Source organism: Rhizobium sp. WSM409 (assembly GCF_057653825.1).
On record NZ_CM172794.1, the window covers coordinates 1316809 to 1331023 of the forward strand.

Sequence of the window (14215 nt, forward strand, 5' to 3'; positions counted from 1 at the left end):
TCTGTATGGGAAATCCGCAGAACGGCAACTCGAGCCTGTTTGGTGCCTACTATTTGAGGTGAAGCTTGCGCCACACTGTTCGCAGAACTTTCACTGGTCAGCCTGGCGGGAGTGTGGGAGCTCGACTATCTGGGGTCGGCTTTTTCTAGCCAGCTTCATTGGCTCAGCCGCTTCTGCTGCCAGTATCGCAAAGAGTTGCGATTTTACGTTGGGCCGCCTCGGTTTATACGCCGCTTTTGTAGACCCCATCATTCGATACGGTCGCTATTTCTCCGAACAAGGACCCAGGTAAGCTATTGCCATAGAGTTCGGCTATCCGTTTGATTAGAAGATAGCTTCCCAGACGCTCCTGGCAAAATGAGATCGCACGTTTCTGCACGGGGTCTTCGGATTGAAACGGTTGATATCGTTTCGCAAATTCAAAAGACGGCGCCACAAGGCGCACAAAAGTATCCAGCCACCAGTCCGTCGGATACGTGCCGAGTTCAATGCCTCCAGGAACGAAAGTGCTGGAATTAAAAAATTGCAAAGCTTCGGCTTGCGTTAAAGTGTTTGCTTCGATTGCAAACGCTGTATATCGCAGGAAGTCAACAATATTGTGGAAGCGTGCATAGTGTTGAGATATGTTATGGAGATTTAATGGCCGAGGTAAGAAGAAACTTTCTGTAAAAATCGCCGGATTCTCCGGTTTTATGATTCCTACTTCTTCTGAGGTTGCTGTATTCATCCCGGGATATTCGGGATTTGGTGTTCCTATTTTTAGTCGTGTTAAAAATTTACGATACTGCCAGATAGTAATGTTGCGAGGCTTTGCTGCTTCTTCGGAAACGACTTTCGCGATTACGATCGTTCCCAGCGATCCTGACAATTTCGCGTGAATCTCCTCCGGCTCGCTGAAAAAATCATAGCCGGCAATGACATCCATTCCCTTGTTGTCCAAAGGAGGTTTAGAATTGAGCCATATGATTTTCGAGCCCTCGGGAGGAGGGTAGCTCGGCAAATCCTTGTGGCAAACAATGAAAATGGTCATATTTGTGATCAGCCTCTTATGGATGGGGAGTTTCTGCCGGCTGCAATTACCACGCGGCTCGCCCGTCAATGCTTAGTTGTGTCAAGGTGGCGGACGGCAGTATTCCAAGCGTTTCTGCCTCTTGTCAGCGACTCTAAAGTGCGTTCCTTGCGCGTAGCAGGTGCGAAGTCCGGACCCATCCGGGGATGAAGTTGGGTGTCGCAAGTTGAGGGTGTCGATATCCATTTTCTTAAACTTGCCGTTGCTGTTGGCGATGTCGGCAAATGTCAGCAAGCCCGCAATGGCGCGCGCTATGTTGCCCGCTTGGTGGAATTCCCTACCGCGAAAACTGAATGATCTCGCCATTGTACTGTGTGCGCGCCGTCTCGCGGAAGCCGAGCTTGGCTGCGACCCGCAGCGAGGCCTGGTTCTCGGGGCTGATGATGCAGCTCATCGGTTTTCCTGGGAAATGCGTTTCCGCCCAGCCGATCAGGACGGTCAGCGCCTCGGTGGCATAACCGCAGCCGTGCGCCGAAGGCATCAGCGCCCAGCCTACCTCCATCGTCCCCTCGATCGAGGGTTCCATCTCGCGCCGGGCTTCGAGGAAGCCCGCTTCGCCGATGAACCGGCCGCTCTCCTTTTCGACGATCGCCAGAAAGCCGAAGCCCATATGGTGCCACATGCCGGCAATGCGCAGCATGCGGCTCCAGCTCTGCTCGCGTGTCGACGGCACGCCGGTGATGAAGCGCACGACATGCTCGTCCGCCCATAGTGCCGCATGCGCGTCGAAATCGTCGAGGCGGTGAGGGCGAAGCGTCAGCCGCGCCGTTTCGAGAGTCGGAATGTCGGTCACATCGGATCCTTCATGCGCCGGGCTCGCCGTCCCAATAGTCGAGATCGCCTTCCGGCCGTCCGATGTGGCGGAAGCGCCCGGTTTTTGTACCGTCTCTATTGGTCTTGGCAAGGAACTTTCCGGAATCTGGATATTCGACGATCTCGGTCTTCGCCATGGTCGAGATGCCGAGATAGACGAGTGTGGCCGTGCCGGTGTTGATGATCTGGTGCGCCGTTTCCGGTCCGCCTGCCGGCGCGCCGAGCACGTCGCCGGCCTTGATCGCATGGCGCGCGTCGCCGAAGCGGTATTCGCCGGCGCCCGCGATCACATAGAAGAGCTCGTCTTCGACGTGATGGTTGTGGAAGGGACAGCCCGATTTGCCGGGCGGTACCTCGTTGTAGCTGACGCCGAGCCCGGCCAGGCCAAGTAGCGCGCCGAAAGAGGTGTCGGTGCTTTCATAGAGCTCGCCCTGTTTCCAGTGGTCGAGCTTGAGATCGGCGGTATTGATCACCGCCTTCTGTTCCGTTGCCATGACGTCCTCCTGTTTCAACAAGAGAAGCCGTCATCCCGGGAAAATTCAATGATTATCTGGGCCTATCTCTGATATCCCCAGCATGGGCGGAGAGGAGACCGCCGCCCATGCTATGAGCGCCACGCATCGAACAAGGTGCGCCAGACGCTCGATCCCTTTTAACCCACGCATACCCCCGAAGATCGTTCCGATTTTCGGGGGTATGCGCTGGAGCGTCAGCGGACGTAGAAGGTCAAGCTTCCATCAGCTGCCTGCTCGGCGTTGACGATGTTGCGGACGTCGACGCCTTCGTTGTTGAGCCGGTGGGCAAGCGACCTGTTGGCGTCGATCGAGGCCTGGATGCCGTGAACGGCCTGACCAGAACGTTCCGGTGCCGAGCGCGGACCGGTCGTCTCGTCGTCGAGGTTACGCCAGTTGTGGACCTGCTCGACATTGAAGTCATTGCCGTGGAAGGTCCTGAGTGTCTGCTCGATGCCCTGGGCCGTGTTCATCCCAAGGCTTTCGGCCCGGCTGACGCCGGCAAAGGCGAGGGAAGAGAGGGCGGCAGCGAGGGTGATGGTGAGAACGCGGTGCATGATTGGTATCCTTTCATCTGCTTAGACGGTCGGCTGTCGTTGCAGGGGATCGTCTGCGTCACGACATGGAATTGGCGTTCTCGCATTCGCGATTCAATGGGTTAAGCCACTGAAAATCCATTAAGAATTGTTCATAAAAATTGCCTTCGAATTGCCGCTTTCCGGGCGACCGGGAAAGCTGATTTGAGAGGCTTGCCCAGCTGTGCATCTATAGTGCTGCTATCCCCTTGCAGAATTTCGTCTTTCGTATTGCGGCATCAGGCGAAATTGCTTGCCATTCGGCCGAAGGCATGTTTTGACCGCGGGCTGCCGAGTGGGTAAATGTCCCGCCAACCGAAGGTGAACCATGCCGAGAGAGACCGCTCCCCATATTTTGATCGTTGAGGCCCGCTTCTACGACGACATGGCCGACGCCCTGCTCGAAGGCGCGACCTTCGCATTGACAGAGGCCGGCGCCACCTTCGAGGTCGTCACCGTCCCCGGCGCACTGGAAATTCCGGCAGCGATTGCCATGTCGCTCGATGGAGACGACAATGGCGGAACGCATTATGACGGCTATGTCGCCCTCGGCATGGTCATTCGCGGCGAGACCTATCACTTCGATATCGTGTCGAACGAATCCTCTCGCGCCTTGATGGATCTTGCGGTCAGCGAGTCCCTTGCCATCGGCAACGGCATCCTGACCGTCGAAAACGACGAACAGGCATGGGCGCGCGCGCGCCGCACGGATAAGGACAAGGGCGGATTTGCCGCTCGTGCAGCTCTGACCATGATCGAGCTGAAGCAGAAACTGGGTGCATAACGAATGAACGACGACAAGACGGAACGGCCGGTCAAGACTGCAAACCAGCGGGGCGCTGCCCGTCTTGCTGCCGTTCAGGCACTGTATCAGATGGATGTCGGCGGCACCGGCGTTTTGGAGATCGTCGCCGAATACGAGGCGCACCGTCTTGGCCAGGAACTCGACGGCGCGACCTATCTGAAGGCCGATGTCGCCTGGTTCCGTTCCATCGTTTCCGGCGTCGTGCGCGATCAGGTCCGCCTCGATCCGCTGATTGCCGCAGCCCTGCAGGATGATTGGGCCTTGTCGCGCCTCGACAGCACCGTGCGCGCCATCCTGCGCGCCGGCGTCTTCGAGATCACCGATCGCAAGGACGTTCCAGTGGCGGTGATCGTCACCGAATATGTCGAGATCGCCCAGGCCTTCTTCGATGACGACGAGCCGAAGCTCGTTAACGCTGTGCTCGACCGCATCGCGAAGCAGGTCCGCGGCGAGGCGAAGAAATAAGTCTTTAGCCGCCAAATAATCCCCCTACGTCTTTCTTCGTACCGCAATGGTTTTCGCCCCTTGCGGTCTTGACGCCACGTGATCGACCACGCAATCTCCGCACCGCTTAGCTGTGGCATTTCTGTGGAGAGGAAGGCGATTCGGCGGCGTATCTGCCGGAGAAGGAGTGATCTCCGGCCTATGGGAGGAAAGAGCGAAATGACGATTCTTTTATGCGTAATCGCATGCGGTCTGCTCTCGGTGGTTTATGCCGCCTGGGCAACCCGGTCGGTGCTTGCCGCCGATCAGGGCAATAGCCGCATGCAGGAGATCGCGGGCTATATCCGCGAAGGCGCTCAAGCCTATCTGACGCGCCAGTACAGAACCATTGCCATTGTCGGCGTTGTTGTTTTCATTTTAGCCTGGCTGCTTCTTTCCGGCGAGGCCGCGATCGGCTTCCTGATTGGCGCCGTGCTTTCCGGTGCTGCTGGTTTCATTGGCATGCACGTCTCCGTCCGCGCCAATGTGCGCACCGCCCAGGCGGCTTCCGTTAGCCTTTCCGCCGGCCTCGACATCGCCTTCAAGTCGGGTGCGATCACCGGCATGCTGGTGGCTGGCCTGGCCCTGCTCGGCGTCTCCATCTACTATACGGTATTGACCATCGGGCTAGGCCATGAGAGCGGCTCGCGCGAAGTCATCGATGCGCTGGTGGCGCTCGGCTTCGGCGCGTCGCTGATCTCGATCTTCGCCCGTCTCGGCGGCGGCATCTTTACCAAGGGCGCCGATGTCGGCGGCGATCTGGTCGGCAAGGTGGAAGCCGGCATTCCCGAAGACGATCCGCGCAACCCGGCAACGATTGCCGATAACGTCGGCGACAATGTCGGCGACTGCGCCGGCATGGCCGCCGACCTTTTCGAGACCTATGCGGTCTCTGTCGTCGCCACCATGGTTCTCGCCGCGATCTTCTTTGCCGGCGCGCCGATCCTCCAGTCTGCGATGGTCTACCCGCTGGCGATCTGCGGTGCCTGCATCATCACCTCGATCATCGGCACTTTCTTCGTCAAACTCGGCGCGAACGGCTCGATCATGGGCGCGCTCTACAAGGGCCTCATCGTCACCGGCTTGCTGTCGATCGTCGGTCTCGGCGCTGCCACCTCGCTCACCATCGGCTGGGGATCGATCGGCTCCGTCGGAGGCGCCGATATATCCGGCACGCACCTCTTCCTCTGCGGCATCGTCGGCCTTGTCGTCACTGCGCTGATCGTGGTGATCACCGAATACTACACCGGCACCGGCAAGCGTCCGGTCAATTCGATCGCCCAAGCCTCGGTCACCGGTCACGGCACCAACGTCATCCAGGGCCTGGCCGTTTCGCTGGAATCGACGGCCTTGCCTGCCATCGTCATCGTTGGTGGCATTCTTGCCACCTATCAGCTCGGCGGCCTGTTCGGCACCGGCATTGCGGTCACCGCCATGCTCGGCATCGCCGGAATGATCGTCGCGCTCGACGCTTTCGGACCGGTAACGGACAATGCCGGCGGTATCGCCGAAATGGCGCATCTGCCGCCGGAGGTGCGCAAATCCACCGATGCGCTTGATGCAGTCGGCAATACGACCAAAGCCGTCACCAAGGGCTACGCCATCGGTTCTGCCGGTCTCGGCGCTCTGGTTCTCTTCGCGGCCTACTCTTACGACCTCAAATATTTTGCGGCGAATGGCGACAAGTTCCCATATTTTGCCGGCATCGGCGAAATTTCCTTCGATCTTTCCAACCCTTACGTGGTGGCGGGATTGATCTTCGGAGGTCTCATTCCTTACCTCTTCGGCGGCATCGCCATGACCGCCGTCGGCCGTGCGGCCGGCGCGATCGTCGAGGAAGTGCGCCGTCAGTTCAAGGAAAAGCCCGGCATCATGCAGGGCACGGAAAAGCCGGATTACGGTAGGGCGGTCGACCTTCTGACCAAGGCCGCCATCCGTGAGATGATCGTGCCGTCGCTGCTGCCGGTGCTGGCGCCGATCGTCGTCTATTTCGGCGTGCTTCTCATCTCCGGTTCCAAGGCCTCCGCCTTTGCCGCCCTTGGCGCATCGCTGCTCGGCGTCATCATCAACGGCCTCTTCGTCGCCATCTCGATGACATCGGGCGGTGGCGCCTGGGACAATGCCAAGAAGAGCTTCGAAGACGGTTTCGTCGACAAGGACGGCGTGCGTCACATGAAGGGCTCGGATGCGCACAAGGCCTCCGTCACCGGCGATACCGTCGGCGATCCCTACAAGGATACCGCCGGCCCCGCCGTCAACCCGGCGATCAAGATCACCAACATCGTCGCGCTGCTGCTGCTCGCCGTTCTCGCCGGATAAACAACGTCGCCGGCTTGGCACAATTCAAGCCGACACAGCGACCATAAAAAAACCCGCCGGAGCGATCCGGCGGGTTTTCGCATGAGGCGTGTCCGATCAGCGCAGGCTGCTTGGGTTCTGCGGCGTGCCGCCGGCGCCGCCGCCGAACAGGCTGCGGGCAGCACTCGCGGCGCTGCCGCCGGAAAGCATCTGTTGCAGGAAGGTGAGTTCCTTGCCGCCGGTCGGCGTGACGCGTCCGATCGTGTCGAACACCTTGCCGTCCTGCAGCGCATAGTTGGCGCGGCGGCTGACGACGCCGTCCTTGTCGAAATAGATCGCCAGAACGCTTTGATCGACGACCTTCAGTTTCTGGAAGGCGACCGCACGCGTGCGCCGCTGCGAGATGTAGTAGAAGACTTCGCCGTCGAAGGTCGCCGTCGTCGACGGGGTGCCGAGCGAAAGCAGCACCTGCTCGCGGCTGGAGCCTTCCGGAACGAGGTTCAGCGACTGCTGGTCGGCGACGTAGCCGCCGTTGAGAACGGTGCTGGTCTGGCAACCGGAGAGAGCGGTAGTGGAGGCAATTATGAGGGCAATGGCCGCATTGCTGAAGAATTTCATGTCAGACTTGAAATACCGTTTCTTCAACGACATCTACTCCCTGTGAGTGTCGATAGCAGCCATTCTGGGCCTTGCACGCTTTACCTCCTGCAAAACCATTGTGGCCATTCCGGGTCGAATTTCCCGAATTCGCTTCGCTGACGCGTCGAAGGCGTCGTCCCGAAACTGGCCATGATCGGCATTGCAATTCGCGCCTGCTTCGGTAAACCAGCTTTCGAAATCATGCAACAAGGCCAAACGCCAGCCGGCATGAAGAATGAGGCATTTCCGGAAAAAACAATGATCCTCGGGCTCTTCCGCAAGAAAAACAACAATCAAGCGATCGTCGACAGGCAATATGCGGCGTTGGCGGCGGCCGCGCGCATGCCGGAACTCTACGAGCGCCTCAATGTGCCGGATACGGTCATGGGCCGTTTCGAGATGCTGTCGATTGCCATGATTCTGTTTTTTCGCCGCACCCGTGCTTCCGCCACCAGCGGCCAGGAGATCGCCCAGGAGATCGTCGACGCTTTCTTCCAGGATATCGACTATTCGATCCGGGAACTCGGCATCGGCGACAACAGCGTGCCGAAGCGCATGAAGAAGCTCGCCGGCATGTTTTACGGCCGGCTCGAAGCCTATTCGAAGGCGATGGACACAGGCGATGCCGAAGCCCTCGCTCTTGCCCTTCAGCGCAATATCTACCCCGAAACCTCGGCGCCGGCCGATATGTCCGGTCTCGCCGGATGGATGATGGTTGCAGAATCGCATCTGTCCGCCGCGGCCGAAGAGGTAATCGCCACCGGTTCGGCAACGCTCCCGCCGGTCAGCTGAAGGAGGAAACGATGCAGAATGATCGGGACGGTGTTCCCTTCTCCTATCACGTCAAGGTCGGCCATATCTCGGCCAACCCCGTCGAGGTCCATGTCGAAGCCGACGCCAGCGAACTGAAGGCGTTGGCCCGGACCTGGAATGTCGTCTCCGTCGACGATCTCAGCGCCGATCTGCAGATTGCCCGCTGGAAGCGCGACGGCGTGCGCATCAAGGGCCGGGTGAAGGCGAAGATCGTCCAGTCCTGCGTCGTGACGCTGGAACCGGTCGAATCCGCCATCGACGAGAGCTTCGAGCAGATCTTCGTGCCGGAGGGCTCCAAGCTTGCCCGTCAGGCCGGCAACGACGCCGGCGAGATGCTGCTCGATCCAGACGGTCCCGATCTGCCCGAAAACTTTGTCGGCGATACGATCGACGCCGGCGAGGTGGTTGCCGAATTCGCCGCGCTCGCGATCGATCCCTATCCGCGCAAGCAGGGTATCGAATTCTCCGGCCACGTCGAAGACAGCGGCGAGGACGACAAAAAGCCTTCCGCTTTCGCAGCTCTCAAGGACTGGAAAAAGGACTGAAGCCCCTCTGGCATTTGACACAATTCAGTTGTAAGCGACGCCAAAACCGGTATTTTGGCCGAAATTTCGCCCTCGGCGAAAAGAAGGATCAGGGACGCGTGATCAGAATATCTCTCGACCTCATGGGTGGCGACTTTGGTCCCCAGGTTGTCATCCCCGGCGCCGCCAAGGCGTTGGATCGGCATCCGGATATTTCCTTCGTTCTCTACGGTCTCAAGGAACAGTGCGATCCGGTTCTCGCCAAATTTCCGAAACTCAAGGAAAAATCGATCTTTCACGACTGCGAGCTTGCCGTCGCCATGGATGAGAAGCCGAGCCAGGCGCTGCGCCGAGGCCGCTACATCTCCACCATGTGGCGCTCGATCGAGGCGGTGAAGACGGGGGAGGCCGATGTCGCGGTCTCGGCCGGCAATACCGGCGCACTGATGGCGATGGCGAAATTCTGTCTGCGCACCATGGCCAATATCGAGCGTCCGGCGATTGCCGCGATCTGGCCGACGCTGAAGGGTGAGAGCATCGTGCTCGATGTCGGCGCGACGATCGGCGCCGATGCGCAGCAGCTGATGGATTTTGCCCTGATGGGCGGCGCCATGGCGCGCGCGCTTTTCGAAGTCGAACGTCCGACGGTTGGCCTTCTCAACGTCGGCGTCGAGGAGATGAAAGGCCAGGAGGAGGTCAAGGAGGCAGGCCGGCTGTTGCGCGAGGCAAACATCGACTCGCTCGAATATTCCGGCTTCGTCGAGGGCAACGACCTTGGCAAGGGTACGGTTGACGTCGTCGTCACCGAAGGATTCTCCGGCAACATCGCGCTCAAGACCGCCGAAGGCACCGCCAAGCAGATCGGCGAATATCTGCGGGCCGCCATGTCGCGCACGCTGCTCGCCCGTATCGGCTACCTCTTCGCCAAAAGCGCCTTCGACATGCTTCGCGAGAAGCTCGATCCGAGCAAGGTCAATGGCGGCGTGTTTCTCGGCCTGAACGGCATCGTCATCAAGAGCCATGGCGGGGCGAATGCCGAAGGCATCGCAGCCGCCATCGAAGTCGGCTACGACATGGCCAAGAACGGCCTCAATCAGAAAATAGAAAACGATCTTAAGAAATATCATGCCAAGCGGCTGCCCCCGATGGGCCCGGAAGCGGCATGAGCGATGGGGTTCAATCAAAGATGATCCGTTCAGTGGTTCGCGGGTTCGGAGCCGCACTTCCGAAGCGCGTGATGACCAATCGTGACATGGAGGCCATCGTCGACACATCCGACGAATGGATCGTCCAGCGCACCGGCATCCGCCAGCGTTATGTCGCCGGCGATGACGAAACGACGGCGTCGCTCGGCGAGGCCGCCGCACGCGCAGCGCTTGCCAATGGCGGCCTGACACCTGCCGATATCGATCTTGTCATCTGTGCCACCTCGACGCCGGACAACACGTTTCCGGCCACGTCGGTCAACATCCAGAACCGGCTCGGCATGAGTCACGGCTTCGCCTTCGACGTCCAGGCCGTCTGCACCGGTTTCGTCTATGCGGTGACGACCGCGGATGCCTATATCCGCGGCGGGCTGGCAAAGCGCGTTCTCGTCATCGGCGCCGAAACTTTTTCGCGCATTCTCGACTGGAACGACCGTACCACCTGCGTGCTTTTCGGCGACGGCGCCGGCGCGATCATACTCGAAGCGACCGAAGGCAAGGGAACCGTTAGCGATCGCGGCGTGCTGACCGCGCATCTGCGTTCCGACGGCTCGCACAAGGAAAAGCTCTATGTCGATGGCGGACCGTCGACCACCGGCACTGTCGGCAAGCTGCGCATGGAAGGTCGCGAGGTCTTCAAATACGCCGTCGGCATGATCACCGATGTCATTCAGGCGGCTTTCGATTCGACCGGCACCACTGCCGATGACCTCGACTGGCTGGTGCCGCACCAGGCCAATCGCCGCATTATCGACGGTTCGGCGAAAAAGCTGAACATCGATGCCGCGAAGGTGGTCATCACCGTCGACCTGCACGGCAATACGTCGGCCGCCTCGATCCCGTTGGCACTTGCGACCGCTGCCGGCGACGGCCGCATCAAGAAGGGCGACCTGGTGATGCTCGAAGCGATGGGTGGCGGCTTTACCTGGGGTGCGGTTCTGCTGCGCTGGTAGGCACGAATCCTAAAAAACTGGCGGCGAACAAGAGCTTGACCGTAAGGCGCAAGACAAATACTCTTCGTGCGATTTCACAAAATATTTTGTATGGGCGGGGAAACCATGACCGGAAAAACAGTGACGCGAGCAGACCTGGCGGAATCCGTTTTCCGAAAGGTTGGGCTTTCCCGGACCGAATCTGCGGAACTGGTCGAAACCGTCATCGACGAGATCTGCAACGCCATCGTGCGTGGTGAAACCGTCAAGCTTTCCTCCTTCGCCACCTTCCAGGTGCGCGACAAGAACGAGCGGATCGGCCGCAACCCGAAGACCGGCGAGGAGGTTCCGATTTCCCCCCGCCGGGTCATGACCTTCAAGGCGTCGAACGTGTTGAAGACGCGCATCCTCAAGTCGCATGTCGCTCGCAAGATCAAGCTGAAGCCGCAGAATCCGGCTCCCTGATAATTGGCTTTCCGTTTCGGAAACGGCTTTTTTCTCCCTCGCACTCTCCATCCTTGTGCGCAACGTCAAGACATGACTTGAATTGTCGGCGCCAAACCGTTGAAATATGATGAGTCGCCGTAGGATCGAGCCGCGAGGTCGCGTAACAGCATGACGTTGGACAAGAGCCCCGATGCCTTTCGCACCATCAGCGAAGTCGCAGACGATCTTGATCTGCCGCAGCATGTGCTGCGCTTCTGGGAGACGCGTTTTCCCCAGATAAAGCCGATGAAGCGCGGCGGCGGCCGTCGCTACTATCGGCCGGAAGATGTCGACCTCCTCAAGGGCATCCGGCATTTGCTCTATGATCACGGCTATACGATCAAGGGTGTGCAGAAGCTTCTGAAGACCAACGGCAACAAGTTCGTCATATCGGTCGGTCATGGCGACCTCGCCAGCGTCGAGGCGCTAGCGTCGGGCGTGCAGGACACGGGTGCCGGGGAACCGCGCGTCGGCTTGGCCGACGAAGACCAGATCGTCGGCCGCGCCAAGCCGCCGATCACCCGCCGGTTCTTCAATTTCGTCGCCGGAGACGACGAGCAGGAAGTCTCGATCGGCAAATCGAGCGTTGGCAAGGAAGACAGGGCGCTGCTGCAGGAGGCGCTCTATGACCTCCTGGAATGCAAGCGTCTGCTCGATCAGGTGCGCTGAACAGGAACGTCAGGCTTCGGTAAGCCGCTTCATCGCCTGTTCGAGTTCGCTGAGCTGGAAGGGTTTTTGCAGCACAGGCAGCGTGCTTGGGCTGCTGCCTTCAGGTGCGGTACCGTATCCCGTCGCATAGAGATAGGGTTTTCCGCGTTCATCGAGCAGCTTTGCGACCGGCAGCGAACTCTGCCCTGCAAGCGAAACGTCGAGAATTGCAGCGTCGAACTCCGTATCCCTGGCGGTTGTCAGCGCCCGTTCCAGATCGGGCGCGCTCGCGCACACCCGGTAGCCCAGATCGGCGAGCATGTCCTCGAGCAGCATGGCAATCAGCGTGTCGTCTTCGACGATGAATATGTCTTTCATGATCCGGTTCACCCATTGCCCCCTTGCTAAAGCATGTCGCGCAAATTGTGAGCGGTTTTGCGATAACGACATGCCTAAAAACAAAGACCTAAAGCGCAAGGAGCGAATCTGAAAGATTGCGACACGCTTAGGCATGGAGGTTTATGTGGACTGCTTGCACGGCTCGTCAAGACGCCGTGGTCGGCAGTGCGAGAAACAGCATATTGCCGGTTGAAATTCGATGTGCAAAAGCTGGATGCCGTCTTTGCAACGGCTCCTGCATAATTCCTTAAATCGGAATCGATTTATGGAAAAAATTATGCAGCAATTCAAAGTGTTGCAGCGTCTTTTGCGGCTCTCGAAAGACGCGCGGCGCTGTAAGAAGGGGTGTCGGATGGATTTGCTGAGTGCCACGGATTGGCTGCGTCACAGGCCGGGTTATACATATCCGCTGGCCATTGCCTTCGTTGGCCTGACGTTTCTTCTGAGGCTTGCCGCCAGCGACTCTCTCTCCGGATTTCCCTTCCTGAGCTTCCTTCCGGCGATATTGCTCGCGAGTTTCATAGGCGGCGCCGGGCCGGGCTTTGTCGCGACATTGGTTGCCGGTTTCATTGTCCAGCAGTTTTTCGTCGAGCCGCATAATGTTTTCTGGCCGGCCAGCGCCGGCCAATGGGTCGGCCTTTCCACCTATCTTATCAATGCGGTGATCATCGTTGGCCTGATGGAGATGATCATCATCGCCCATGGCAGGCAAAGCCGCCTTCGCAGTGAACTGAACAGCTTCAACACGCGCCTCGAACAGACAGTGGTCCAGCGCACTGCCGAGCTCAGGCACGAGATGGAAGAGAATGCTGCCGCTCAGGCGCAGGTCCGCCAGTTGCAGAAGATGGAGACGATCGGCCAGCTGACCGGCGGCGTCGCCCATGATTTCAACAACATGCTGGCAATCATCATCGGCAATCTCGATCTCGCCCAGCGGCGCCTGACCGGCAGCGAGGATCCTCGCCTGCCATACTCCATCCAGAATGCCAGAGACGGGGCGCAGAGAGCGGCGGTGCTGACTGCGCGTCTTCTCGCCTTCTCGCGCCAGCAGCCGCTCGCCCCTGAGGTGATCGACCTCAACAAGCTAGTCGGCGGCATGTCGGAGCTGCTGCGTCGCACGCTCGGCGAGCACATTCGGATCGAGACTGTGCTTGCCGGCGGCCTTTGGCCGAGCTTTGCCGATTTGAGCCAGCTCGAGAATGCCATCCTGAACCTTGCCGTCAACGCTCGCGATGCCATGCCGGGCGGCGGAAATCTGACGATCGAGACCGCCAATACCGAACTCGACGAGCGATATTCGCGCATGCATTCGGAGGTCGAGGCAGGCCAATATGTGATGATCAGCATCACCGACACCGGCACCGGCATGTCGCCGGAAGTGATCGAACGAGCCTTCGACCCGTTCTACACGACCAAAGGACCCGGTAAAGGCACCGGTCTCGGCCTCAGCCAAGTTTACGGCTACGTCAAGCAGAGCGGCGGCCACATCAAGATCTATTCAGAGATCGACAGGGGCACGACGTTGAAGATCTATCTTCCCCGTCATGTCGGCGCGGCGGACGCCCGGTTGAATGTCGCCGGCGCCCAGCCGCTTCCTCAGGGCAGCGTCAAAGATACGATCCTGGTGGTGGAGGACGATGAGAACGTCCGCACCATGACCGCCGAAAGCCTGCATGAACTCGGTTACACCGTATTGCAGGCGGCTAGCGGCATGGAAGCGCTTATGCTTCTGGAGCAAAATGCGGCAGTCGACCTGATCTTCACCGATATCGTCATGCCGCAGATGAGCGGACGTCAGCTTGCCGATATCGTCCGGGAAAAATGGCCGGCGATCCGGATCCTCTATACGACCGGCTACACCCGCAATGCCATCGTTCACAACGGGGTGCTCGATCACGGCGTTTCCCTGCTTGCCAAGCCCTTCAGCCTCGAGCAGCTCGCCCACAAGATCCGCGAACTTCTGAATGTACCGGCGAGGATGGAAGATGAGAGGACGTGAAGCCGAAATACGGCC

Annotated in this window: 16 protein-coding genes; 10 read left to right on the forward strand and 6 right to left on the reverse strand. The window is 59.3% G+C overall.

Annotated features, from left to right (window positions below):
* Positions 1 to 223 precede the first annotated feature (223 nt).
* From AC25BC_RS06635 to AC25BC_RS06650, 4 genes are all read right to left on the reverse strand, one after another.
* Entirely contained in the window at positions 224 to 1030 is an 807-nt protein-coding gene (locus AC25BC_RS06635; protein ID WP_012756893.1) for a hypothetical protein, read from the reverse strand.
* 316 nt (positions 1031 to 1346) lie between these two features.
* On the reverse strand, positions 1347 to 1862 hold the full coding sequence (locus AC25BC_RS06640; RefSeq protein WP_012756894.1) for a GNAT family N-acetyltransferase: 516 nt from the start codon (positions 1860 to 1862) through the stop codon (positions 1347 to 1349).
* A gap of 10 nt (positions 1863 to 1872) precedes the next feature.
* On the reverse strand, positions 1873 to 2376 hold the full coding sequence (locus AC25BC_RS06645) for a cupin domain-containing protein (RefSeq protein ID WP_113545993.1): 504 nt from the start codon (positions 2374 to 2376) through the stop codon (positions 1873 to 1875).
* Positions 2377 to 2591: 215 nt separating this feature from the next.
* Positions 2592 to 2951 (reverse strand): hypothetical protein, encoded by a 360-nt coding sequence (locus AC25BC_RS06650; RefSeq protein ID WP_012756896.1) that lies wholly within the window; start codon positions 2949 to 2951, stop codon positions 2592 to 2594.
* A gap of 346 nt (positions 2952 to 3297) precedes the next feature.
* On the opposite strand from AC25BC_RS06650, the gene ribH reads away from it, so the two are divergent.
* The 3 genes from ribH to AC25BC_RS06665 all read left to right on the forward strand — a co-directional run bounded on the left by ribH (position 3298) and on the right by AC25BC_RS06665 (position 6576).
* On the forward strand, positions 3298 to 3753 hold the full coding sequence (gene ribH, locus AC25BC_RS06655; protein WP_017993572.1) for a 6,7-dimethyl-8-ribityllumazine synthase: 456 nt from the start codon (positions 3298 to 3300) through the stop codon (positions 3751 to 3753).
* A 3-nt stretch (positions 3754 to 3756) separates the two neighbouring features.
* Positions 3757 to 4239, forward strand: a complete 483-nt coding sequence (gene nusB, locus AC25BC_RS06660) for a transcription antitermination factor NusB (RefSeq protein WP_012756897.1) — start codon at positions 3757 to 3759, stop codon at positions 4237 to 4239.
* Positions 4240 to 4437: 198 nt separating this feature from the next.
* Positions 4438 to 6576, forward strand: coding sequence for a sodium-translocating pyrophosphatase (locus AC25BC_RS06665; RefSeq protein ID WP_128439637.1), 2139 nt, complete (start codon positions 4438 to 4440; stop codon positions 6574 to 6576).
* A gap of 96 nt (positions 6577 to 6672) precedes the next feature.
* Here AC25BC_RS06665 and AC25BC_RS06670 read toward each other — a convergent pair whose 3' ends face one another.
* Entirely contained in the window at positions 6673 to 7206 is a 534-nt protein-coding gene (locus AC25BC_RS06670) for an outer membrane protein assembly factor BamE (RefSeq protein WP_012756899.1), read from the reverse strand.
* Positions 7207 to 7344: 138 nt separating this feature from the next.
* On the opposite strand from AC25BC_RS06670, the gene AC25BC_RS06675 reads away from it, so the two are divergent.
* The 6 genes from AC25BC_RS06675 to AC25BC_RS06700 all read left to right on the forward strand — a co-directional run bounded on the left by AC25BC_RS06675 (position 7345) and on the right by AC25BC_RS06700 (position 11823).
* Complete coding sequence (locus AC25BC_RS06675) at positions 7345 to 7986, forward strand: ubiquinol-cytochrome C chaperone family protein (RefSeq protein ID WP_041935494.1); 642 nt, start codon at positions 7345 to 7347, stop codon at positions 7984 to 7986.
* A gap of 11 nt (positions 7987 to 7997) precedes the next feature.
* Positions 7998 to 8552: a YceD family protein gene (locus AC25BC_RS06680; protein ID WP_012756901.1), complete on the forward strand. Its 555-nt coding sequence runs from the start codon at positions 7998 to 8000 to the stop codon at positions 8550 to 8552.
* 98 nt (positions 8553 to 8650) lie between these two features.
* Complete coding sequence (gene plsX, locus AC25BC_RS06685) at positions 8651 to 9697, forward strand: phosphate acyltransferase PlsX (protein ID WP_012756902.1); 1047 nt, start codon at positions 8651 to 8653, stop codon at positions 9695 to 9697.
* 20 nt (positions 9698 to 9717) lie between these two features.
* Positions 9718 to 10689, forward strand: coding sequence for a beta-ketoacyl-ACP synthase III (locus tag AC25BC_RS06690; RefSeq protein ID WP_026157310.1), 972 nt, complete (start codon positions 9718 to 9720; stop codon positions 10687 to 10689).
* A gap of 105 nt (positions 10690 to 10794) precedes the next feature.
* Positions 10795 to 11133: an integration host factor subunit alpha gene (locus tag AC25BC_RS06695; RefSeq protein ID WP_003558352.1), complete on the forward strand. Its 339-nt coding sequence runs from the start codon at positions 10795 to 10797 to the stop codon at positions 11131 to 11133.
* 150 nt (positions 11134 to 11283) lie between these two features.
* Positions 11284 to 11823 carry a MerR family transcriptional regulator gene (locus tag AC25BC_RS06700; RefSeq protein ID WP_012756904.1) on the forward strand — a complete coding sequence of 180 codons (540 nt, stop codon included), beginning with the start codon at positions 11284 to 11286 and terminating at the stop codon, positions 11821 to 11823.
* A 9-nt stretch (positions 11824 to 11832) separates the two neighbouring features.
* Here AC25BC_RS06700 and AC25BC_RS06705 read toward each other — a convergent pair whose 3' ends face one another.
* A complete protein-coding gene (locus AC25BC_RS06705; protein ID WP_017993577.1) occupies positions 11833 to 12180 on the reverse strand; it encodes a response regulator in 348 nt (115 codons plus the stop codon).
* A gap of 373 nt (positions 12181 to 12553) precedes the next feature.
* Here AC25BC_RS06705 and AC25BC_RS06710 point away from each other — a divergent pair, with 373 nt between their 5' ends.
* Positions 12554 to 14200, forward strand: coding sequence for an ATP-binding protein (locus AC25BC_RS06710; protein ID WP_128439638.1), 1647 nt, complete (start codon positions 12554 to 12556; stop codon positions 14198 to 14200).
* Positions 14201 to 14215 lie beyond the last annotated feature (15 nt).